The 20,536-nt window shown below is 63.1% G+C and carries 18 protein-coding genes; 7 read left to right on the forward strand and 11 right to left on the reverse strand.

Features of this window, described 5'->3' with window-relative positions:
• Positions 1-12 precede the first annotated feature (12 nt).
• The 10 genes from KSS96_RS17955 to KSS96_RS18000 form a co-directional block, all read right to left on the reverse strand.
• Complete coding sequence (locus tag KSS96_RS17955; protein WP_017527154.1) at positions 13-780, reverse strand: ABC transporter ATP-binding protein; 768 nt, start codon at positions 778-780, stop codon at positions 13-15.
• 3 nt (positions 781-783) lie between these two features.
• On the reverse strand, positions 784-2,124 hold the full coding sequence (locus KSS96_RS17960; RefSeq protein ID WP_217855167.1) for an ABC transporter substrate-binding protein: 1,341 nt from the start codon (positions 2,122-2,124) through the stop codon (positions 784-786).
• 21 nt (positions 2,125-2,145) lie between these two features.
• A complete protein-coding gene (locus KSS96_RS17965; protein ID WP_068934695.1) occupies positions 2,146-3,195 on the reverse strand; it encodes a branched-chain amino acid ABC transporter permease in 1,050 nt (349 codons plus the stop codon).
• A 4-nt stretch (positions 3,196-3,199) separates the two neighbouring features.
• On the reverse strand, positions 3,200-4,081 hold the full coding sequence (locus tag KSS96_RS17970; protein ID WP_217855169.1) for a branched-chain amino acid ABC transporter permease: 882 nt from the start codon (positions 4,079-4,081) through the stop codon (positions 3,200-3,202).
• A complete protein-coding gene (locus KSS96_RS17975) occupies positions 4,081-4,851 on the reverse strand; it encodes an ABC transporter ATP-binding protein (protein ID WP_017527150.1) in 771 nt (256 codons plus the stop codon). The genes KSS96_RS17970 and KSS96_RS17975 overlap by 1 nt, the downstream gene beginning before the upstream one ends.
• Positions 4,848-5,696 carry an AMP-binding protein gene (locus KSS96_RS17980; RefSeq protein WP_217855171.1) on the reverse strand — a complete coding sequence of 283 codons (849 nt, stop codon included), beginning with the start codon at positions 5,694-5,696 and terminating at the stop codon, positions 4,848-4,850. Before KSS96_RS17980 ends, KSS96_RS17975 begins: the two co-directional genes overlap by 4 nt.
• Positions 5,697-5,805: 109 nt before the next feature.
• Positions 5,806-7,242 carry an LLM class flavin-dependent oxidoreductase gene (locus KSS96_RS17985; protein ID WP_065877454.1) on the reverse strand — a complete coding sequence of 479 codons (1,437 nt, stop codon included), beginning with the start codon at positions 7,240-7,242 and terminating at the stop codon, positions 5,806-5,808.
• Positions 7,242-7,568, reverse strand: coding sequence for an acyl-CoA dehydrogenase (locus tag KSS96_RS17990; protein WP_065877455.1), 327 nt, complete (start codon positions 7,566-7,568; stop codon positions 7,242-7,244). Before KSS96_RS17990 ends, KSS96_RS17985 begins: the two co-directional genes overlap by 1 nt.
• 12 nt (positions 7,569-7,580) lie before the next feature.
• Entirely contained in the window at positions 7,581-8,777 is a 1,197-nt protein-coding gene (locus tag KSS96_RS17995) for an SfnB family sulfur acquisition oxidoreductase (RefSeq protein ID WP_217855173.1), read from the reverse strand.
• Between the two features lie 154 nt (positions 8,778-8,931).
• The gene (locus KSS96_RS18000) at positions 8,932-9,495 is read right to left on the reverse strand and encodes a helix-turn-helix domain-containing protein (protein WP_017527145.1); all 564 of its coding nucleotides are present in this window, start codon (positions 9,493-9,495) and stop codon (positions 8,932-8,934) included.
• A 93-nt stretch (positions 9,496-9,588) separates the two neighbouring features.
• On the opposite strand from KSS96_RS18000, the gene KSS96_RS18005 reads away from it, so the two are divergent.
• The 7 genes from KSS96_RS18005 to KSS96_RS18035 all read left to right on the forward strand — a co-directional run bounded on the left by KSS96_RS18005 (position 9,589) and on the right by KSS96_RS18035 (position 16,733).
• Positions 9,589-10,518: a DMT family transporter gene (locus tag KSS96_RS18005; RefSeq protein ID WP_068934691.1), complete on the forward strand. Its 930-nt coding sequence runs from the start codon at positions 9,589-9,591 to the stop codon at positions 10,516-10,518.
• A gap of 154 nt (positions 10,519-10,672) precedes the next feature.
• Entirely contained in the window at positions 10,673-13,594 is a 2,922-nt protein-coding gene (locus KSS96_RS18010; protein ID WP_116077832.1) for a monovalent cation/H+ antiporter subunit A, read from the forward strand.
• Positions 13,594-13,938, forward strand: coding sequence for a Na+/H+ antiporter subunit C (locus KSS96_RS18015; RefSeq protein ID WP_003192163.1), 345 nt, complete (start codon positions 13,594-13,596; stop codon positions 13,936-13,938). Before KSS96_RS18010 ends, KSS96_RS18015 begins: the two co-directional genes overlap by 1 nt.
• The gene (locus KSS96_RS18020; RefSeq protein WP_065877461.1) at positions 13,935-15,617 is read left to right on the forward strand and encodes a monovalent cation/H+ antiporter subunit D; all 1,683 of its coding nucleotides are present in this window, start codon (positions 13,935-13,937) and stop codon (positions 15,615-15,617) included. The genes KSS96_RS18015 and KSS96_RS18020 overlap by 4 nt, the downstream gene beginning before the upstream one ends.
• On the forward strand, positions 15,614-16,102 hold the full coding sequence (locus tag KSS96_RS18025; RefSeq protein WP_017527141.1) for a Na+/H+ antiporter subunit E: 489 nt from the start codon (positions 15,614-15,616) through the stop codon (positions 16,100-16,102). Before KSS96_RS18020 ends, KSS96_RS18025 begins: the two co-directional genes overlap by 4 nt.
• Entirely contained in the window at positions 16,099-16,377 is a 279-nt protein-coding gene (locus KSS96_RS18030; protein ID WP_017527140.1) for a K+/H+ antiporter subunit F, read from the forward strand. Before KSS96_RS18025 ends, KSS96_RS18030 begins: the two co-directional genes overlap by 4 nt.
• Positions 16,374-16,733 (forward strand): Na+/H+ antiporter subunit G, encoded by a 360-nt coding sequence (locus KSS96_RS18035; RefSeq protein WP_017527139.1) that lies wholly within the window; start codon positions 16,374-16,376, stop codon positions 16,731-16,733. Before KSS96_RS18030 ends, KSS96_RS18035 begins: the two co-directional genes overlap by 4 nt.
• Before the next feature lie 22 nt (positions 16,734-16,755).
• On the opposite strand, the gene KSS96_RS18040 is transcribed toward KSS96_RS18035, so the two are convergent.
• On the reverse strand, positions 16,756-20,382 hold the full coding sequence (locus KSS96_RS18040) for a hypothetical protein (RefSeq protein ID WP_217855175.1): 3,627 nt from the start codon (positions 20,380-20,382) through the stop codon (positions 16,756-16,758).
• Positions 20,383-20,536 lie beyond the last annotated feature (154 nt).

Raw genomic sequence — 20,536 nt, forward strand, 5'->3', positions numbered from 1 at the left:
GCAGGTTCGCCCTTACTGTTTACCCAGATAAATATCATGCAAATCACCCCGTGCCAGCAGCTCAGCGGCGCTGCCGCTCAAGGCCACGCGCCCAGTATCCAGCACGTAACCGTGGGACGCATAGGTCAGCGCGACGTTGATGTTCTGCTCGGCGATCAGGAAGCTCACCTGCTGTTCACGGTTGAGCTGCGCGATGATCGCGAAGATCTCCTGCACGATCATAGGCGCCAAACCCATGGACGGCTCGTCGAGCAGTACCAAAGTAGGACGCGTCATCAACGCCCGGCCGATGGCGACCATCTGCTGCTCGCCGCCGGAGGTGAGCCCGGCGCGGGTGTGGCGCTTGGTCTTGAGCCTTGGGAACCAGGTGTAGATGCGCTCCAAGTCGTGCTCCATGTCCTTGCGGCTCAGGCGGCGCACAAAGCCGCCGCTGCGCAGGTTGTCTTCCACGCTCAGTTGGCCGAACACATGCCGCCCCTCCAGCACATGCACCATGCCCTCGCGCACGCGCTGGCTGGGGTCGATACCGGCCAGGTCGCGCCCGGCGTATTCAATCACACCCCGGCTGACCTCGGCGCGCTCGGCACGCACCAGCCCGGAGATGGCCTTGAGGGTAGTGCTCTTGCCGGCGCCGTTGGCACCGAGCAAGGCAACAATGGCGCCCTTGGGCACACTCAGCGACACCCCGGCCACCGCCAGGATTGCGCCGTCGTAAATCACTTCAATGTCGTTGACCGTCAGCAGCGACGGGCGCGCAGGCTCGGTGGCAGGCTGGCTCATGATTTATTCATCCCCAGTGCAGGTGCGTGGCGTCAGGCCTTTTTCCTTGGCGAACGCGGCCGACTTTTCATCGATCAACGGGCGCAGCAGTGCGCGGTCGGCGGCGATCCAGTCGCTGATCAGCGTCCACTGGGCGCCGTCCCACTGCTGCACCCGCGCCGAGCCGCCGCCTTCGTGGTCGCGGCACGACAGCTTGAGGTTCTGCATCAGGCCCAGGTAGCCCATGGCTTTAAGGCGTGCGTCGTCGATGTTCAGGTGTTCCAGGCCCCAGCGGCCTTCTTCGCCATTGAGTGGGCGCTTACCGAATTTGGCCTGCGCGGTGCGAATCGCCTCTACCGCTACGGCGGCATTCACCAGGCCGGAGTTGTAGTAGACACTGCCGAAGTTTTTCAGGTCCTTGAGGTCGCTGTGGCCCTTGTCGAGGATGGCTTGCTTGAGGCGCTGATGGATCTCGAAGTCGGCCCCGGCCGGGTACGGCGTGAGCGCCAGGTACCCCTTGGCGGCGGCACCGGCCGGCAGCACGTCCTCGCTGGAACTGGCCCAGATGTCGCCGATGATGTGGTCCACGGGGAAGCCGAAGCGCGCGGCGGTCTTCACCGCTACCGGCGTGGACACGCCCCAGGTACGCAGGAACACCCAGTCCGGGTTGGCCTGGCGGACCTGGCGCCATTGCGCCGATTGTTCGTTGCCGGGGTCGGCCACCGGGATCTGGATGTTCTCAAAGCCATACTTTTCGGCGAGCAATTTCAGTGGCCCGAGGGTTTCGCGACCGTAGGCCGAGTCGTGATAGACCGTGGCGATCTTCTTGCCCTTGAGCTTGTCGAAGCCGCCTTCGCGCTCGGCGATGTAATTGACCAGGCTCGACGCCTCGCTGTAGAAGGTCAGCATCACCGGGAAGTTGTAGGGGAACACCGTGCCGTCAGTGGCCTCGGTGCGCCCGTAGCCGAGGGTGATCAGCGGGATCTTGTCGACTTCGGCGCGCTCGCTCAGGGCATACGCCGCCGGCGCGCCGTTGGGTTGGTACACCGCGACCGGCGAGCCATCCAGGCCGTGCTTGAAGCGCTCATAGCATTCGATACCCTTCTCGGCCGTCCATTCGGTCTCGCATTCCTGCCACACCAGCTTGACGCCGTTGATGCCGCCTTCGACCTCGTTGATGTAGCGCAGGTAGTCGATCATCCCGGCCCACACCTGCACGCCACTGGAGGCATAGGCGCCCACGCGATAGGTAGCCAGGGGAATGAATTGCTGGTCCGGCGTCGCCATGGCCTGGGGCACGGCGCCGGCCAATGCGGCCAACGCAAAGGCGGCGCCGACCAGGGAACGTTTCAAGGATGCACGCATGGAAGTTCTCTTCTACAGGGGTTAGAAACGTAGCGGCCACTGCCGCAGCCGATCGCGAAGGGTATGCAACAGGCGAATCAAGCCCTCGGGCTCCTTGATCAGGAACACGATGATCAACACGCCAAAGATAATTTTCTGCAGGTTCTGCAACTGCCCCGCGTCCACCGAACCGCCGAACAATGCCTGCCCGGCGTGGCTGAGAAAGATCGGCAGCAAACTGATGAAGGCCGCGCCGACGAAGTTGCCGGCGATGCTGCCCATGCCGCCGATAATGATGATGAACAGGATCTGGAACGAGCGGTTGATATCGAAGCTGCCGGCACTGGCGGTGCCCAGGTAGGCGAAGGCCCACAGCGCGCCGGCGATGCCCAAGTAGAACGAACTGACCGCAAACGCCAGGCGCTTGTAGCGCACCACCGCAATGCCGACCACGGCGGCGGCGGTGTCCATGTCGCGGATCGCCATCCAGTTGCGCCCCACTTGGCTGCGCACCAGGTTGGTCGCGGTCCAGGTCAACAGCAGCACCGTGACCAGCGTCAGCAGGTAACGGCCCAGCGGCGTGTTGAGGTCATGGCCGAACAGCGCAAGCTTGGGCGCCGAAATCGTGCCGGACGAACCGTAGTTGTAGAACCAGGGGAATTTGACGAACAGCCACTCCAGGAAAAACTGCGCGGCCAGGGTGGTGACCATCAGGTAGAAGCCCTTGATCCGCGAACTGGGCAGGCCGAACAGCAAGCCCACCCCTGCGCTGATAATCCCACCGCCCAGCAGCGCCACCGGCAGGCCCAGCTCGGGCAGGCGCAGCAGAAAGCCGTAGGTGGCAAATGCGCCAACCGCCATGAAGCCGGCGGCGCCCACCGAGGTCTGCCCGGTGTAGCCGGTCAGCAGGTTCAAGCCCAACCCGGCCAGGGACAGCACCAGAAACGGAATCAGGATCGCATTGAGCCAATAGTCATTGCCCCACAGCGGCACCACGCCAAAAGCCAGGGCCAGCAGGCCGAGCAGGCCCCAGGGCAGGCGTCGTTGCATCAGCAGTAACGGCGCGGTGCCTTGCGCAACAGGAATCGACATGGTTTCAGACTCGCTCGATGGCGCGCTCGCCGAACAGGCCGGCGGGACGCATATACAGGAAGGCCAGCGCCAATACATAGGCGAACCACGGCGTGATGCCGCCGCCGATCAGCGGGCCGATATACACCTCGGCGAGGTTCTCGGCGGCGCCGACGATCAGCCCGCCGACCATCGCCCCGCCAATCGAGGTAAAGCCGCCGATGATCAACACCGGCAACGCCCTGAGCACCACCAGCGACAGCGAGAACTGCACGCCCTGGCGCGCGCCCCATAGCAGCCCCGCCACCAGGCCGACGACGCCGGCCACTGCCCAGACGATCTGCCAGATGCGGTTGAGGTTGATGCCGATGGACAGCGCCGCCGTGGTGTCATCGGCTACCGCCCGCAACGACACGCCGATGCGGGTCTTGTTGAACAGCAACGCCAGCACCGTCACCAGCACCACGGCGGTGGCGGCGGCGATCAGGTCAAACTGGCTGAGCATCAGCGGCCCGACAAACAGCGGCACGTCGTCGATGCCCAGGTCCAGTGCGCGCACTTGGGAGCCCATCAAGCCCTGGGCCAGGCCCTCGATGATGAACGACAGGCCCAGGGTCGCCATGAACAGGGTGATCTGCGAACGGTTCACCAGCGGGCGTAGCACCAGGCGCTCGATGAGCAACGCGCCGACGATCATCACCAGCACCGTCAGCAGCAGCGCCACGGCGAACGGAACGCCCTGCTCGTGCAGGCTGACGAAGGTCAGCGCGGCAAACAGCAACATCGCGCCCTGGGCGAAATTGAACACGCCGCTGGCCTTGTAGATCAGCACGAAGCCGATGGCGACCAGCGAGTACAGGGTGCCGGCCAGCAAACCGCCGAGCAGGGTTTCGAAGAAGAACGACATCAGCGCACCGCTCCCAGATACGCCGCGATCACCTCGGGGTGCGCCTGCACCTCGGCCGGCGTGCCGTCGCCGACCTTGCGCCCATAGTCGAGCACCACCACATGGTCAGACAGGCCCATCACCACGCCCATGTCGTGTTCGATCAACACCACCGTGGTGCCCAGGTCTCGGTTCACGTCGGCGACGAAGCGTGCCATGTCCTGTTTCTCTTCGGCGTTCATGCCGGCCATGGGTTCGTCAAGCAGCAACAGGCTGGGCCCGGCGATCAGTGCGCGGCCCAACTCCACGCGCTTTTGCAGGCCGTAAGACAGGTTGCCCACCAGCACATCGCGATGGGCTTGCAGCTCAAGAAATTCCAGGATGTGTTGGCCGCGCCGGCGAAATGCTTCGGCTTCGCGGCGTGCACGGGGCAAGCCCAGGGCCTGTTCGAGAAAGCCGGCGCGCATATGCCGCGACAGCCCGGTAAGGAGGTTGTCGAGCACGCTCATCTTCTTGAACAGTGCGTTGTTCTGGAAGGTGCGCCCAATGCCTCGGCGGGCGGCGCCCAAGGGGTCGATGCGATGGAAGTGTTGTTGCTCAAAGACGATCTCGCCGGCATCGAAACGGTACACGCCGTTGAGCACATTGAGCAGCGAGCTTTTGCCCGCGCCGTTAGGGCCGATCAACGCGCAGATCTCGCCGCGTTGTACCTCGAACGACAGCGCATTGATGGCCTTGACCCCTTTGAACGACAGCGAAATGTCCCGCACCTGGAGAATGGCCTGGCTCATGCGATGTCCCGTTTGAATTCGGCCAGCCACGTCGGCTCATTACCGGCTTTGAGGGGTTGCCAGATAGAGGCCAGGCGTTGAAAGCCCAGCAGTGTGCGCACGCGGTTTTTCAGCAACCGGCGCAGGCCGCCTTGCGGGTGGGCGATGGCCCAGTCGCAGAGGCGGCGCCGCCAACTGCCGACGGGAGCCAGGCGGCTTTCGATCTCATCGGCCAGGTGCTGCAAACGCTCGGGCGACAGCACCAGGCCGGTGGGCGCCACTTCGCTGCGATCGCGTCGCGCCGAGGCCAGGTTTTCCGGAAACGCCAGGCCATGACCGCTGTGCAGCCATTGCTCCAGCACCACGCCAAGGCCGTCTGGCCAGCCGGTGCCTTCTTCGCTCCACAGCACGGTTTCGCCCGTTGGTTGCCACCAACGCTGCAGGTGTTGCGCCGGATCGACCGGGCCGAGCAACTGAGCGAAGTCCAAGCGCTGGGTGAATGCCCAATCGCGCAGGCGACCTTGAACGTAGGCATGACTGGGGTGAATACGCCACAGTTGCTGCTCCAGGGCCTGCGGGTCGAGGTTATCGGCCAGCGTGAGCACCTGCGCGCCGACGGACTGGGCCGCCAATGCCAGCAACAGCAGGTTCGGCTCAAAGGCGCCACTGAGCACCAGGCGTGAGTGTTGATCGAAACCGTGCTGGCGCAAACCATCGGCCAGGCGTTCGACGTCGCGCAAGGCGTCGATCCAGCGCCAGGCGTACCACTGGCCCTGGCGCTTGTGGCGCAGGGCGATGTGCAACGGCGTAAGTTGCGCCCAGCGGCGCAGGTGCTCCAGAAGGGCCTTGGGGTCGTGCACGCTCATAGGGGGTGGTTCCTATTGGGGTGGTCAAGCGTGCGGTGGTCCGCTGGCTGGGATATTTGGATCGACACGGGACAAATGTGGGAGGGGGCTTGCCCCCGATGGCAGTGTGTCAGACACCTATCAATTGCTGACCCACTGCTATCGGGGGCAAGCCCCCTCCCACATTGGAATTTCGTGCACCAGACAGATCGCGGTAGCTGGCGCCGGGGTGGTTTGGACCCAACCTTGCGCCCTCGCCGAACAACTTCTCGCGCAGGGTGCCCTGGGCATATTCGGTCTTGTACACGCCACGCTTTTGCAGCTCCGGCACCAACCACTCCACGGCGTCGATGAAGGTCTCGTGGGTCAGCGCATACGCCAGGTTGAAGCCGTCCACGTCGGTGTCTTCCACCCATTCCTGCAACAGGTCGGCGACGGTTTGCGGGCCGCCGACAAACAAGGGCCCAAACCCGCCGATGCCCACCCAGTCAGCCAGTTCATTGGGCGTCCAGACCTTGTTCGGATCAGCCGTGGAGAACGCCTCCACCGCCGATTGAATCGCGTTGGTGTGGACATGTTTGAGCGGCTCGTCGGGCTTGAACTGGCTGAAGTCGATACCGGTCCAGCCGGAGATCAACGCCATTGCGCCTTCGTAGCTGACGTAGGTTTTGTAGTCGTCAAACTTGGCCTTGGCCTTGGCGTCGGTCTCGCCGACGATCACCGTCTGCAAATTGAAGATCAGGATTTTCTTCGGATCGCGCCCCGCCTCGGCGGCACGGCGACGGATATCGGCCACGGTTTTTTTCAGCAGCACCTTGGACGGTGCGGCGACAAACACGCATTCGGCCTGCTCGGCGGCGAACTGTTTGCCACGGCTGGAGGCGCCGGCCTGGTACAGCACCGGCGTGCGCTGCGGCGACGGCTCGCACAGGTGAATGCCGGGCACCTGGAAGTGTTTGCCGACGTGGCGGATCTCATGGATTTTGCTCGGGTCGCTGAAGATCCGACGCTCCCGATCACGCAGCACCGCGCCCTCCTCCCAACTGCCTTCCCAGAGCTTGTAGCAAACCTCGAGGTATTCCTCGGCGTAGTCATAACGTGCATCGTGTTCGGTCTGGGCCTTCTGGCCGAGGTTCTTGGCGCCGCTTTCCAGGTAGGAGGTGACGATGTTCCAGCCGATGCGGCCCTTGGTCAGGTGATCGAGCGTCGACAGCCGGCGCGCGAAGGGGTACGGATGCTCGAAGGACAGCGACGCGGTGAGGCCAAAACCCAGGTGCTGGGTGACCAGCGCCATCGGTGCGATCAGCGACAGCGGGTCGTTGACCGGCACTTGGGTGGCCTGGCGAATCGCCGCGTCACCGTTGCCGTGGTACACGTCGTAAATGCCCAGCACGTCGGCGATAAACAGGCCATCGAACTTGCCACGCTCGAGGATTTTCGCCAGATCGGTCCAGTACTCCAGGTCCTTGTACTGCCACGAGCGGTCACGCGGATGCGCCCACAGGCCTGGCGACTGGTGGCCGACGCAGTTCATGTCGAAGGCGTTCAAGCGGATTTGGCGGGCCATCAAAGCACTCCGTTGAGGTGGTAGTTGCCGACGATCTGGTATTTGCGCCGCAAGGGGTCATCCAGGGTCGACGGCAGCGCGGTGCGTTGGCCGGTCAATTCGAATTCGGCGTTGCTGGCGGCAATCAGGGCCTCGGCCGCGGCGATCTGCGCTTCGGTGGCGGCCACCGGGCTGGGGTGGCTGTCGGCGCGCTCAAGCAAGGCGGCGGCCACGTCGACACGGATCTGCAAGTCGCCGAAGCGGCTGATCACGTAGGGGTCGTCACTTTTTTGGACGTGAAGACGGGTGCTGTCGAGCAGTTGGCGGGCGAGTGTCAGTGCGGTCATGGGGCAGGCTCCTCAATTCCAGGCGTGGCGCGCAGGCTTCACGCCGTTGAGCACGAAGTTACCGATCAGGTGGTATTTCCAGCGGGCCGGATCATGCAGGGTGTGGGTGCGCGCGTTGCGCCAGAAGCGGTCGAGGTTGTGCTTGGCGGTCACCGAGCGGGTGCCGGCCAGTTCGAAGAGTTTGCTGCTGGCGAGCAAGGCGGTTTCGGCCGACAGCACCTTGGCCTGGGCCACCACCAGAGAGGCGTGGGCCACGCTGTCTTCATTCGGCTCGGCCAGCGCCTGGTCGACCGCGATGCCGGCCTTGGCGAGGATGGCTTCGGTGCCGTGAACGCGCCATTGCAGGTCGCCGATGGCGGCGATTGTGAATGGGTCCTGCCAGCCGTGGTCCAGCTGGCTGTCGATCCAGGGCCGGGCCTGGCGGGCATGGATCTTGGCCTGTTCCAGCGCGCCAAGGGCGATGCCGGTATCGACGGCGGCCTGGATGATTTGTGAAATCGGGCCGTCGGCGGTGGGTTTATCGAACGCTAGATGCGCAGGGATCACCGCGCTCAACGGTACGTTCACGCCATCGAGGGTCACGCCACCACTGGCGGTGGTGCGCTGGCCGAAGCCGTCCCAGTTGTCGATCACGCTCAGCCCCGGCGCGTCGCGTCCGACGAAACCAATAAACGCCTGGCCCTGCTCGTTATTGCCTGCGGTGGGCACGATATGGGCGAACAGCGCGCCGGTGCAGTAAAACTTTTCACCATTGATTTGCGCGGTGTCGCCGTTGAACCGGATCTGCGTGTCGAAGGTACCGGCGTTTTTGCTCTTGGCTTCGGAGAACGCATTGCCGAAGCGGTAACCCGCCAAGACCTTGCCGAAGTAATAGCGCTTTTGTTCCTCGGTACCGGTTTGCAGCAGGAGGTCCACCACCCCCAGATGGTTCTGCGGGATTTGCCCCAGGGACGGGTCGGCCGCGGAAATCCGTTTGATCACCTCGGCCACCGTCACATAGGACACCCCGGCACCGCCGTAGGCCTTGGGCACCGTGATACCCCACAGGCCGCTGCCGGAAAATTCGTCAAGTTCGGCCACCGGCAGGCGCCGGTCGCGGTCGCGCGCGCTGGCTTCGACGGCAAAGCGTTCGGCCAGGCGCGTGACGACTTCAATGGCCTCCGCGTCCGAGCGGATGATATGGGCAGGGTGTTGAGGGTGGGCTGACATGGGCCGACTCCAGGCTCCGAGAGAATAACGGAGGGATTGCAGGAGTCGTGCCTGAATCTAATCACCAGCAAAATCAGCGGATTGCGGGTTAAGCGAGACCCTTGAGCGCAGTGCAAACCAGCAAAATGTCCATCCACTGTTGCCTGGCGGACAGTTAGAGCACCACGTTACGAACAAAGCGCACGGCCACGTCGCCGTCATTGCGATAGCCATGGACCTGGCGGCTGGCAAACATGAAAAACTCACCGGCAGCGACCTGTTTGTCTTCTTCGCCAACGCGCAAGGTCAGGCAGCCTTCAAACACAAACACCTGCACGCTCCAGCCTTCGGGGTCGGGTTCGGGGCTGTAGCGATCGCCGGGCTCCAGGCGCATCTCCCATAGCTCGACTTCGCGCCGCGCAGTGGCCTTGGCCAGTAATACGGCTTTGCTGCCGGGAATGTCGCCGGCCCAGGCGAGTTCGTTGATGCGGCTGTGGTCGCCCGCATCCGGGGCCTGGATCAGGTCGCTGAAGGCCACTTCCAGTGCTTCGGCCACGCGGTCGAGGGTGGACAGGCTGACGTTCTTCTCGCCGGCCTCGATGGCCACCAGCATGCGCCGGCTGACCCCGGACTTTTCCGACAGCGCGGTCTGGCTGAGGTCGGCGGCGTGGCGCAGACGACGGACGTTCTGGCTGACGTGTTGCAGGACCGAGGCCCGGTGTGGATTTTCTTTGTGCACTATATTGCTCAATGGGTGGGTGTGCGCAGTATACTGCCCAGCGTGCGGCGCATTGTGCGGTCCGTGCCTTTCCCTTGCAAGACCAGAGCCGCCATGACCGCCCCGACCTCCCCTTCGCGTTTCAATCGTTTCAGCAAAGCCGAATGCATCCTGGTGTTTATCACCATGATCTGGGGCGGCACCTTTTTGCTGGTGCAGCACGCCATGACCGTCAGCGGGCCGATGTTCTTCGTGGGCCTGCGCTTTGCGGCGGCCGCGATTGTGGTGGGCTTCTTTTCCCTGCGCACCCTGCGTGACCTGAGCCTGTTCGAACTGAAGGCCGGGGTGTTTATCGGCGTGGCGATCATGTTCGGCTACGGCCTGCAGACCATCGGCCTGCAAACCATTTTGAGCAGCCAGTCGGCGTTCATCACCGCGCTGTACGTGCCGTTCGTGCCGTTGCTGCAATGGCTGGTGCTGGGGCGTCGTCCGGGCTTGATGCCCAGTATCGGCATCATGCTGGCGTTTGCCGGGTTGATGCTGTTGACCGGCCCGACCGGAGCATCGCTGAATTTCAGCCCCGGCGAAATCGCGACCTTGATCGGCGCCATCGCGATTGCCGCGGAAATCATCCTGATCAGCGCATTTGCCGGGCAGGTGGATGTACGTCGCGTCACCGTGGTGCAACTGGCCACGGCATCGCTGCTGTCGTTCCTGATGGTCGTGCCGATGGGCGAGGTATTGCCGGGGTTCTCGTGGTTGCTGCTGTTCAGCGCGGTGGGCCTGGGCTTGACCAGCGCGGTGATCCAGGTCGCGATGAACTGGGCGCAGCAGAGCGTTTCGCCAACACGGGCCACCTTGATTTATGCCGGTGAGCCGGTCTGGGCCGGGGTGATCGGGCGGCTCGCCGGCGAGCGCTTCCCGCCGATAGCGATGCTGGGGGCGGTGTTGATTGTGCTGGCGGTAATTGTGAGTGAGATGAAGACGCGCGGGCAGAAGGCGGTTGAACTTCAAGCGGAGGTAGAACACGAACAACAAGGATAAGACCCGGCCTTCACCACAGGTAACGGTGCGGGGCTGAAACAATGCTTATTCGGAATTTTCGATCTACCTTGTAGGATCCTGCCACATCTTGCCGTTTGGTGATCACGAAAGCGGCACGTATGATGCATCCCAAACTCCCGCAGATTAGAAGCCTATGTCCCTGATAGTTCTACTGCTTCTGCCTTTTATCGGCAGCTGTCTGGCGGCCTTGCTGCCGCACAACGCACGTAATACCGAATCCCTGCTGGCCGGCCTCGTGGCGCTGGTGGGGACTGTTCAAGTTGCCCTGCTCTACCCCCAGGTCGCCTATGGCGGCGTGATCCGCGAAGAATTCATGTGGTTGCCCAGCCTGGGGCTGAACATCGTGCTGCGCATGGATGGCTTCGCCTGGTTGTTCTCGATGCTGGTGCTGGGCATCGGCACGCTGGTGTCGCTGTATGCGCGCTACTACATGTCGCCGGAAGACCCGGTGCCGCGGTTCTTCGCGTTCTTCCTGGCGTTTATGGGCGCCATGCTCGGGCTGGTGATCTCCGGCAATCTGGTGCAGATCGTGTTCTTTTGGGAACTGACCAGCCTGTTCTCGTTCCTGCTGATCGGCTACTGGCACCACCGCGCCGATGCACGACGCGGCGCCTATATGGCGTTGATGGTCACCGGCGCGGGCGGCTTGTGCCTGTTGGCGGGGGTGATGCTGCTGGGGCATATCGTCGGCAGCTATGACCTGGACCAGGTGCTGGCGGCGGGCGATCAGATTCGCGCGCACTCGCTGTACCCGGTGATGCTGACCCTGGTGCTGATCGGCGCGTTGAGCAAGAGCGCGCAGTTCCCGTTCCACTTCTGGCTGCCCCACGCCATGGCGGCGCCGACACCGGTTTCCGCTTACCTGCATTCGGCGACGATGGTGAAGGCCGGCGTGTTCCTGCTGGCCCGCCTGTGGCCATCGCTGTCGGGCAGCGAAGAATGGTTCTGGATCGTCGGCGGTGCCGGCGCCCTCACCCTCCTCCTCGGCGCTTACTGCGCCATGTTTCAAAACGATCTCAAAGGCCTGCTGGCCTACTCCACCATCAGCCACCTCGGGCTGATCACCTTGCTGCTGGGGCTCAACAGCCCGCTGGCCGCCGTCGCGGCAGTGTTCCATATCCTCAACCACGCCACCTTCAAGGCCTCGCTGTTCATGGCGGCGGGCATCATCGACCACGAAAGCGGCACGCGGGACATCCGCAAGCTCAGCGGCCTGGTGCGGCTGATCCCGTTTACCGCGACCCTGGCGATGGTGGCCAGCGCCTCCATGGCCGGCGTGCCGTTGCTCAATGGTTTCCTGTCCAAAGAGATGTTCTTCGCCGAAACGGTGTTTATCTCGGCGACAAAATGGGTGGAAATCGCCCTGCCGGTGATTGCGACCATCGCCGGCACATTCAGCGTGGCCTATGCCCTGCGCTTTACCGTCGATGTGTTCTTCGGCCCGCCCGCCACCGATTTGCCGCACACGCCCCACGAACCACCGCGCTGGATGCGCGCGCCGGTTGAGCTGCTGGTATTGACCTGCCTGTTGGTGGGGATCTTCCCGGCCCAGATGGTCGGTTCGATCCTCGCCGCCGCCGCGTTGCCGGTGGTGGGCGGTGTGCTGCCGCAGTACAGCCTGGCGATCTGGCATGGCTGGAACGCGCCGATGATCATGAGCCTGGTGGCCATGACCGGCGGCGTGGTGCTCTACCTGATGCTGCGCAAGCAACTCAAGCGCGGTCGCTTCAAATACCCGCCGGTCATCAGCTACTTCAACGGCAAGCGCGGTTTCGAACGCTGCCTGGTGGTGATGATGCGCGGGGTACGCAAGATCGAAAAACGCATCAGCACCAAGCGCCTGCAAACGCAGTTGTTCCTGCTGGTGATCGTCGCGGTGATAGGCGCCATGATCCCGCTGCTGCACAGTGGCCTCACCTGGGGCGAGCGGCCGAAGATCCCCGGTTCCGTCGTGTTCGTAACCTTGTGGCTGCTGGCGATTGCCTGTGCCCTGGGCGCCGCCTGGCAAGCCAAGTATCACCGGCTCGCGGCCCTGACCATGGTCAGCGTGTGCGGCCTGATGACCTGCGTGACCTTCGTGTGGTTCTCGGCGCCGGACCTGGCGCTGACCCAATTGGTCGTCGAAGTCGTCACCACGGTGCTGATCCTGCTCGGCCTGCGCTGGTTGCCACGGCGGATCGAAGACGTCTCGCCACTGCCCAGTTCGTTGCGCAAGGCCCGTGTCCGTCGCCTGCGTGACTTCTTGTTGTCCACCGTGGTCGGTGGCGGCATGGCGCTGCTGTCCTACGCGATGCTGACGCGCCAGACGCCCAACGACATTTCCTCGTTCTACTTGAGCCGTGCCCTGCCCGAAGGCGGCGGCAGCAATGTAGTGAACGTGATGCTGGTGGACTTCCGGGGCTTCGACACCCTGGGCGAAATCACCGTGCTCGGCGCCGTGGCGCTGACCGTCTACGCGCTGCTGCGCCGCTTCCGCCCTTCGAAGGAAAGCATGCAACTGCCCGCGCAACAGCGCCAACTGGCGCCGGACGTGGCCACCGACCTGGTCAACCCGCGCCAGGCCAGCGACACCGCCCTGGGCTTCATGATGGTGCCGGCGGTATTGGTGCGCCTGCTGCTGCCGATTGCGCTGGTGGTGTCGTTCTACCTGTTCATGCGCGGCCACAACCAACCGGGCGGCGGATTCGTCGCAGGCTTGGTGATGTCGGTGGCGTTCATTCTGCAATACATGGTCGCCGGTACGCAGTGGGTCGAAGCGCAGATGCGCCTGCGGCCGATGCGCTGGATGGGCTTCGGGCTGCTGTCGGCGACCCTCACCGGGCTCGGCGCGCTGTTTGTCGGCTACCCGTTCCTCACCACCCATACCTGGCATGTGAGCCTGCCGCTGCTGGGCGATATCCATGTGGCCAGTGCGTTGTTTTTCGACGTTGGGGTGTACGCCATGGTGGTCGGTTCCACCCTGCTGATGCTCACCGCCCTCGGCCACCAATCGGTGCGCGCGCACAAACCGAGCAACCAGCCCCAACCCGTTGCCGCAACAGAAGGAGCCGCCTGATGGAAGAAGTCATCGCGATTGCCATTGGGGTCCTGGCGGCCTCCGGTGTGTGGTTGATCCTGCGCCCGCGAACGTTCCAGGTGGTGATGGGCCTGTGCCTGTTGTCGTATGGGGTCAACCTGTTCATTTTCAGCATGGGCAGCCTGTTTATCGGCAAGGAGCCGATCATCAAGGACGGTGTGCCGCAGGACCTGCTCAACTACACCGATCCGCTGCCTCAGGCACTGGTACTCACGGCCATCGTCATCAGCTTCGCCATGACCGCATTGTTCCTGGTGGTGCTGCTGGCCTCCCGAGGCCTGACCGGCACCGACCACGTGGATGGCCGGGAGCCCAAGGAATGAATGGGGTCAATCAACTGATCGTCGCGCCGATCCTGCTGCCGTTGCTGACCGCCGGGCTGATGCTGATGCTCGGCGAGAAGCGCCGCCCGCTCAAGGCGCGCATCAATCTGTTCTCCAGCCTGATCGGCCTGGGCATTGCCGTGTTGCTGCTGTACTGGACGCAACAAGACGGCCCCGGCTCGATTGGCGTGTACCTGCCGGGCAACTGGCAAGTGCCGTTCGGCATCGTGCTGGTGGTGGACCCGCTGTCGGCGCTGATGCTGGTGCTCACCGGGATCATCGGCGTGAGCGCGCTGCTGTTTGCCATGGCCCGCTGGGACCGTGCCGGCACCAGTTTCCATGCCCTGTTCCAGGTTCAGATGATGGGCCTGTATGGCGCCTTCCTTACGGCCGACCTGTTCAACCTGTTCGTGTTCTTCGAAGTGCTGCTGGCGGCGTCCTACGGTTTGATGCTGCACGGTTCCGGCCGCGCGCGCGTATCGGCGGGGCTGCATTACATCGCGATCAACCTGCTGGCGTCGTCATTGTTCCTGATTGGCGCGGCGATGATCTACGGCGTGACCGGCACGCTGAACTTCGCCGACCTGGCGCTGAAGATTCCGTTGGTGCCCGAAGCTGACCGTGGCCTGCTGCATGCGGGTGCGGCGATCCTGGCGACGGCGTTCCTGGCCAAGGCCGGCATGTGGCCGCTGAATTTCTGGCTGGCGCCCGCCTACTCCTCGGCCAGCGCGCCGGTGGCGGCGATGTTTGCGATCATGACCAAGGTCGGCGTGTACACCGTGCTGCGTTTGTGGACCCTGCTGTTTTCCGGCCAGGCCGGCGCATCGGCGCTGTTTGGCGGCGACTGGCTGGTGTATGGCGGCATGGCGACCATCGTCTGCGCGGCGCTGGCCATGCTGGCGGCGCAGCGGCTGGAACGCATGGCGAGCCTGAGCATTCTGGTATCGGCCGGGATCCTGCTGTCGTCGGTGGGCTTTGCCCAGCCGAGCCTCACCGCCGGGGCGCTGTTCTATCTGGTCAGCTCCACCTTGGCGCTGAGCGCACTGTTCCTGCTGGCGGAATTGATCGAGCGGTCGCGCTCGGCCAATGACCTGCCGCTGGATGAAGAAATCGATGCGCTGCCCAAGGCCATGGAGTCGCTGCATCCACGGCCAGGCGTGAATCTGGATGACGAACAGAAAGCCGTGGTCGGCCAGGTCATTCCCTGGACCATGGCCTTCCTGGGCTTGAGTTTTATCGCCTGTGCGCTGCTGATCATCGGCATGCCGCCGTTGTCCGGGTTTATCGGCAAGCTCAGCCTCTTGAGTGCGCTGGTCAACCCGCTGGGCCTGGGCAATGCCGTGGATGAGCCGATTCGCCCGGCGGCCTGGGGCCTGGTGGCGCTGCTGATTCTGTCCGGGCTGGCTTCATTGATCGCCTTTGCGCGCTTGGGCATCCAACGCTTCTGGACCCCCGAAGAGCGCCCTTCGCCGCTGTTGCGGCGCTATGAGTGCCTGCCGATCTTCCTGCTGCTGGGCCTGAGCATTGCGCTGACCTTCAAGGCTGAACCCCTGCTGCACTACACGTTGGCCACCGCCCAGAGCTTGAACAACCCGGAGCGCTACGTGATGGCCGTGATGGCCACGCGCCCGGTGCCTAGCCCTGAAGCCAAGGCCGCCGCACGGGAGGTACAGCCATGAAACGCCTGCTCCCTGCCCCGTGGTTATCGCTGGCCTTGTGCATACTGTGGCTGCTGCTGAACCTGTCGGTCAGCCCCGGCAACCTGCTATTGGGCGCACTGCTGGGCGTTCTTGCGCCGTGGATGATGGCACCGCTGCGCCCGCAACCGATAAGCCTGCGCCGTCCCGGCGTGATCCTGCGCCTGTTTCTGCTGGTGGGCCGCGACGTGATTGTCTCCAACCTGCAAGTGGCGTGGCGCGTCCTGACCTGCGGCTCACGCCCGCCACACTCGCGCTTCATCAAGATCCCCCTGGATCTGCGCAGCCCCAACGGCCTCGCCGCGCTGTCGATGATCACCACGGTGATTCCCGGCACCATCTGGTCGGAGCTGGCCCTGGACCGCAGCCTCCTGCTGTTGCATGTCTTCGACCTGCACGATGAAGCGCCGTTTATCGAACACTTCAAAGCCACCTATGAACGGCCCCTGATGGAGATCTTCGAATGAGCGCCCTGCTCGCCAATGCGATCCTGTTCAGCCTGTTTTTGTTCTCGCTGGCCATGGTGCTGACCCTGGTGCGCCTGTTCAAAGGCCCCTCGGCCCAGGACCGGGTCCTGGCGCTGGACTACCTGTATATCCTGGCGATGCTGATGATGCTGGTGCTGGGCATCCGGTACGCCAGTGATACCTACTTTGAAGCGGCGCTGTTGATCGCGCTGTTCGGCTTCGTCGGCTCGTTTGCCCTGGCCAAATTCCTGCTGCGTGGGGAGGTGATTGAATGATGCCGTTATGGGTGGAAATCCTCGTGGCTGTGCTGCTGGTATTAAGCAGTGTGTTCGCGCTGATCGGAGCAATTGGCTTGCTGCGCATGAAGGACTTCTTCCAGCGCATGCACCCGCCGGCGCTGGCCTCGACGCTGGGTGCATGGTGTGTGGCGTTGGCGTCGATCATCTATTTTTCGGTACTCAAGTCCGGGCCGGTGTTGCACGGTTGGTTGATCCCGATTCTGCTGTCGATCACCGTGCCGGTGACTACCCTTTTGCTGGCGCGTACGGCGCTGTTTCGCAAACGCATGGCCGGTGACGATGTGCCCGCCGAGGTCAGCAGTCGCCGAGCTGAACGCTCCAAATCAGCCTAGCGACGCCATCAGCCCGTGGGTGCTAAGGGTGTGTTGGGACAAAACCCTGGAGGGGCGAGCCGAACGGTAAACCGCTGTGGGGATTGATCGCATACCATTGCCCCCCTGCCTGGATCGCCTGCAACTCCACTTGGTTAACCGTGCCCTGCAGGGGAGTCACCTGCTGGGCATTCGCCTTATTGAGCATGTCGACGACCGTGGGAGTGGTGTCACGGGTGAAGCGAAGCTTTGCAAAAATATCAACCGGTGCATACACGCCCATCCCGATTCTGACGGGGACACCCTTGCTCGAACGTCTTAAAAAGTTGGTGAGTCGACCCGGCAGGCTCGGCAGGTTGGATAAGCCATCCGCCGGGTTGAAAATGCCACGCAGCAATGCCGTGCCTTCCTTAAGAGCAGAAATGCCAAATGCCTGCTTGTTCAGGCGCGAGGCAAACTTGACCGCCTTCCAGGCTTTGCGGGCGCCCTGAAGTCCTCCCGCGCCAATCAGCAGCAATGCATCGATTGCCAGATTCTTTAAGCCGTCTTTGACGTTGCCCTCATAGATATCCACCAATGGGCCGATGAACGAAATCATCGACACCAGTGCGCGACCGTTCTCCCCACTCGTCAGACGATTGACGTAGCCTCGAACAGTGTCTTCGCTGGGCAGCATGGCATTGGCATGGTCAATGAGTTCCTGGCGATGCCCGCTGAAATTGCCCAGGTAATTACCCGTCAGGACAGTGTCGACAATCGCCTGGCTTTTAGCCGAGGCAAAGGTGTCGGGCACCCAGTCATTACGGTTGTCGCCGGCGCCTTTGGCCGTTGACCCCGCCAGGGAAGCACCGACTTTGGAAATGATGACCTTAGACCAGGTGTTCTCGCGAGGGGCTTCCCCGGTGAGGTAGGCGTTGAAATCAAAAGGCTGCCTTGTGCCCCGCAGATACCAGTGGGTCTTCTCGCCACTTCTCCATCTGGGCACGGTCTCTTTTTCAAGGACGCCCCCCTTCAGGTTCAATGACTTGTTCCCCGCCAGACTGGCCGTGCGATCAATGATCGTCCCGGACGTGGGAAAAAATTCGAGGTAGCGGTATTTACCGTTGTATTTGCTGCGCAGCAGTACCCCGTGCCACCCACGGTTCCGGGCTACCTTATTGCCCTTGGCAGCGTCATCCTTCTGCGTTTCACCGGTTTCCCGACGCAGCCTGTAGACGTCGACCTCCCCCCATTCAAGCGCCTGCCGAACGTCAAGCGGCAGGTTTGCAAGGCTCATCTTCATCAGCGAGGGCATCGCACCTTTGACATCACTCAGGTACTCATCGACTGCACCTGCGACCTGATCGGCAATACGCGGAAGTGTCTGTATTCGGGCTTCAAATTGCGCTTGGGTCATTCGAGGGTGGCTGAATTTGAACCAATGCTCATGCAGATCGCCCGTTGCATACGCCTCGACCAAGGTCGGCCACTTCGTATTAATGCCCACACCCGATAGGCTGTGTTTCGTCGCGGGCTTGGTCAACGTGAGCGTTTCGATCTCGCGCTCGGTCAGCTCGGGAAATGCCTGTTTCAGTGCCTTGATCGCCAGACTGCTACGCGTGGGCGGCGCCGTCCCCAGTGTGACGACGGACTGCTCGAGCGCCTCGCTGCGACGGGCTATGGCGCTAGACGCCAACTGGTAATCCTCTGGCGTATAGCGGTTGTCGCTGCGCCGCGGCACGGCCCCCGTCATGACCCCTGCATCCAGCACCAACTTGGCACCCAGCCCTATGGCCAGGACCTGTTGTTGCGGCTGCACGGCTTGCAGGGTGGTCAATGCGCCAAGCTCGGTGAGGCTCATGCCGCGACTGGCGCCGGCACCGCCCCACACTTCAGCCAATGCGGTGCCCAGGCTGAGCGTCATCCACGCCGGGCTGCCGATACGTATTTTGCCTGGCGCCTGGCGTAGCGGCCCGGGGAGCGCTGCAGACTCCTGCTGGTCCGGTTTCACCAAAAACTCCGGGGCGGCATGTGCCAGGAACAGATGAGCCACCAACGGTGCAGCCCGTACGCTCACGCCTTTCTTCTCGATCAGGTGCTTTTCAAAGTCTTTGCGTACGGCCCCCATCTCACGGCCCATGTTGGCCGGCGTATAAAACGGGTAACCCGCGGCGCTTCCCGGGACGCCGGGAACATCTGGGTCGACACTGAGCAGGATGGCGCTGGTCAGCAGGTTTTTGTGTTGCGCGGCATCACTGTCGGCGTTCCCCGTATACCAATTCAACGCCTGGGCGAGCTCCAGCCCCCACTGCCGGGCCTGCGGGGTGTTGAGTATGTCGTCCCAGATCTGGTCTGCCTTGGCGGCTGTTTCCTGCGGGTCGACGTGTGTCACCGCGTGCAGGCCCAAGGCGAACCCTATCGTATTGGCGCCATACTTCTGATCCGTCGCCAACGCGATCAACTTGGTTTTGTCACCCGCCGACAAGGCGCCCGCAGCCCAATGCTGAGGCAGTAATGTCGCGTAATTACCGACAGGCGTCGTCGGCGCGAAGTAGGTGCGCAGCCATTTGGCAGCGGCGCGAGCCTGGCCGGCGGTATCGAGCGCCCCCAGGCCCATCGACCTGGCGACCTGGCGCAGATCGTGGCTATCGTCTGAATAGAGCGCGTTACCGAACGGTTCGCTCGACACGACAACCGCCGCCAATGCGTCTTTCAGCGGCTGGCTCCAACGGTCACTGACAGGTACCTCCAACCATTGATTCAGCGTGGGTTGCAGCACTTGCAGACGGCCTTCGCTGATACGCACCGGCCGGTCCGGCAATGTTTGCCCAAGGTCCGCCAAAACACCCTGCATCTCGGGGCGTGCAATCAGCTCGGCCAGGCGTGTGCGAGCCTCGTGATCGCTCTTTAACGGGTGTGTTCGAGACACCTCGAACGCGGTAGCCGATAACGCTATCGGCTTATCGTCTTCAAGGCCCTGCGCCACTCGCTCCAAGGCGTCCGCCAGGTTGTGTCGGTCGTCCATTTCATCGATACCGCGCTTGGCCCATTCGAGCCTGAGTTGGCGGTTACGTGTCTGGGCTGTGGAGAGCGCGGGCCAACCCGCCTCCAGCGTCGCGGCCAATGCGCTCGCTTGCTCCGGGGTGTGAGGCGGCTGAACGCCATAAAACAGGCTCGCCACGTTGCGAGAAATGTGCGAGCTGGCGGCAGAGACGTAAGGCACGCCGTGGTGTGAGGGGTCCAGTGCTTCGAGCGCACGCATCACTCGACCGGATATTTGCCACCAGCCGCAGGTGTCTTGCAACGCATAGGTTTGGCGGGTGACCACACCATCGCGGGTGACCAGGCCCGTTACGCCGTTGTGGCCAATAACGACCGAGTCCAGTGAAAACCCCTTGCTCCTCAACCAGGCCAGTACTTCGGGCTGATTCACCACTTGCTTGTAGATCTCGAACGGTCGCGAGATCAGGGCGTTCGCGGGTACGCTCACCGACGAGTCAGACACGCTTGCCATTTTCCCGGTCAATTGTGTTTGCAGGGTTTTATCTGCTTCGACGGAGGCAGACGCCGGGCCATCCAGCATGCCCAGGGTGTGACGCGTGGCGCTGGAGGGCACGTTCAAAAGCGAGCGTTTTTCGCGCCGTGCAGCGGTTTCCTCGAACGCTGATGTACCAAAGGGAAGCGGCGCCACGTGCCCGCCCGGCGCTCGCAATAACCCGTTGCCTGGAGGCGAGCCGGGCTGCGCAGTGTTCTCAGACGAAACGGCGATGCGCGGGCCCTCAGGCTCAGGCGATGGGTGGGAGGGGTACAGACTGTTGCGTGCGTGGAGATTGATCATGGAGACC

Origin of the sequence: Pseudomonas asgharzadehiana (assembly GCF_019139815.1) — a bacterium.
Classification (GTDB): Bacteria; Pseudomonadota; Gammaproteobacteria; order Pseudomonadales; family Pseudomonadaceae; genus Aquipseudomonas; species Aquipseudomonas asgharzadehiana.

What these genes read in the sequence shown, in the direction of transcription:
- KSS96_RS17955 (WP_017527154.1), bottom strand. Translation starts at nt 780, where the DNA reads ATGAGCCAGCCTGCCACCGAGCCTGCGCGCCCGTCGCTGCTGACGGTC.
- KSS96_RS17960 (WP_217855167.1), bottom strand. Translation starts at nt 2,124, where the DNA reads ATGCGTGCATCCTTGAAACGTTCCCTGGTCGGCGCCGCCTTTGCGTTG.
- KSS96_RS17965 (WP_068934695.1), bottom strand. Translation starts at nt 3,195, where the DNA reads ATGTCGATTCCTGTTGCGCAAGGCACCGCGCCGTTACTGCTGATGCAA.
- KSS96_RS17970 (WP_217855169.1), bottom strand. Translation starts at nt 4,081, where the DNA reads ATGTCGTTCTTCTTCGAAACCCTGCTCGGCGGTTTGCTGGCCGGCACC.
- KSS96_RS17975 (WP_017527150.1), bottom strand. Translation starts at nt 4,851, where the DNA reads ATGAGCCAGGCCATTCTCCAGGTGCGGGACATTTCGCTGTCGTTCAAA.
- KSS96_RS17980 (WP_217855171.1), bottom strand. Translation starts at nt 5,696, where the DNA reads ATGAGCGTGCACGACCCCAAGGCCCTTCTGGAGCACCTGCGCCGCTGG.
- KSS96_RS17985 (WP_065877454.1), bottom strand. Translation starts at nt 7,242, where the DNA reads ATGGCCCGCCAAATCCGCTTGAACGCCTTCGACATGAACTGCGTCGGC.
- KSS96_RS17990 (WP_065877455.1), bottom strand. Translation starts at nt 7,568, where the DNA reads ATGACCGCACTGACACTCGCCCGCCAACTGCTCGACAGCACCCGTCTT.
- KSS96_RS17995 (WP_217855173.1), bottom strand. Translation starts at nt 8,777, where the DNA reads ATGTCAGCCCACCCTCAACACCCTGCCCATATCATCCGCTCGGACGCG.
- KSS96_RS18005 (WP_068934691.1), top strand. Translation starts at nt 9,589, where the DNA reads ATGACCGCCCCGACCTCCCCTTCGCGTTTCAATCGTTTCAGCAAAGCC.
- KSS96_RS18010 (WP_116077832.1), top strand. Translation starts at nt 10,673, where the DNA reads ATGTCCCTGATAGTTCTACTGCTTCTGCCTTTTATCGGCAGCTGTCTG.
- KSS96_RS18015 (WP_003192163.1), top strand. Translation starts at nt 13,594, where the DNA reads ATGGAAGAAGTCATCGCGATTGCCATTGGGGTCCTGGCGGCCTCCGGT.
- KSS96_RS18020 (WP_065877461.1), top strand. Translation starts at nt 13,935, where the DNA reads ATGAATGGGGTCAATCAACTGATCGTCGCGCCGATCCTGCTGCCGTTG.
- KSS96_RS18025 (WP_017527141.1), top strand. Translation starts at nt 15,614, where the DNA reads ATGAAACGCCTGCTCCCTGCCCCGTGGTTATCGCTGGCCTTGTGCATA.
- KSS96_RS18030 (WP_017527140.1), top strand. Translation starts at nt 16,099, where the DNA reads ATGAGCGCCCTGCTCGCCAATGCGATCCTGTTCAGCCTGTTTTTGTTC.
- KSS96_RS18035 (WP_017527139.1), top strand. Translation starts at nt 16,374, where the DNA reads ATGATGCCGTTATGGGTGGAAATCCTCGTGGCTGTGCTGCTGGTATTA.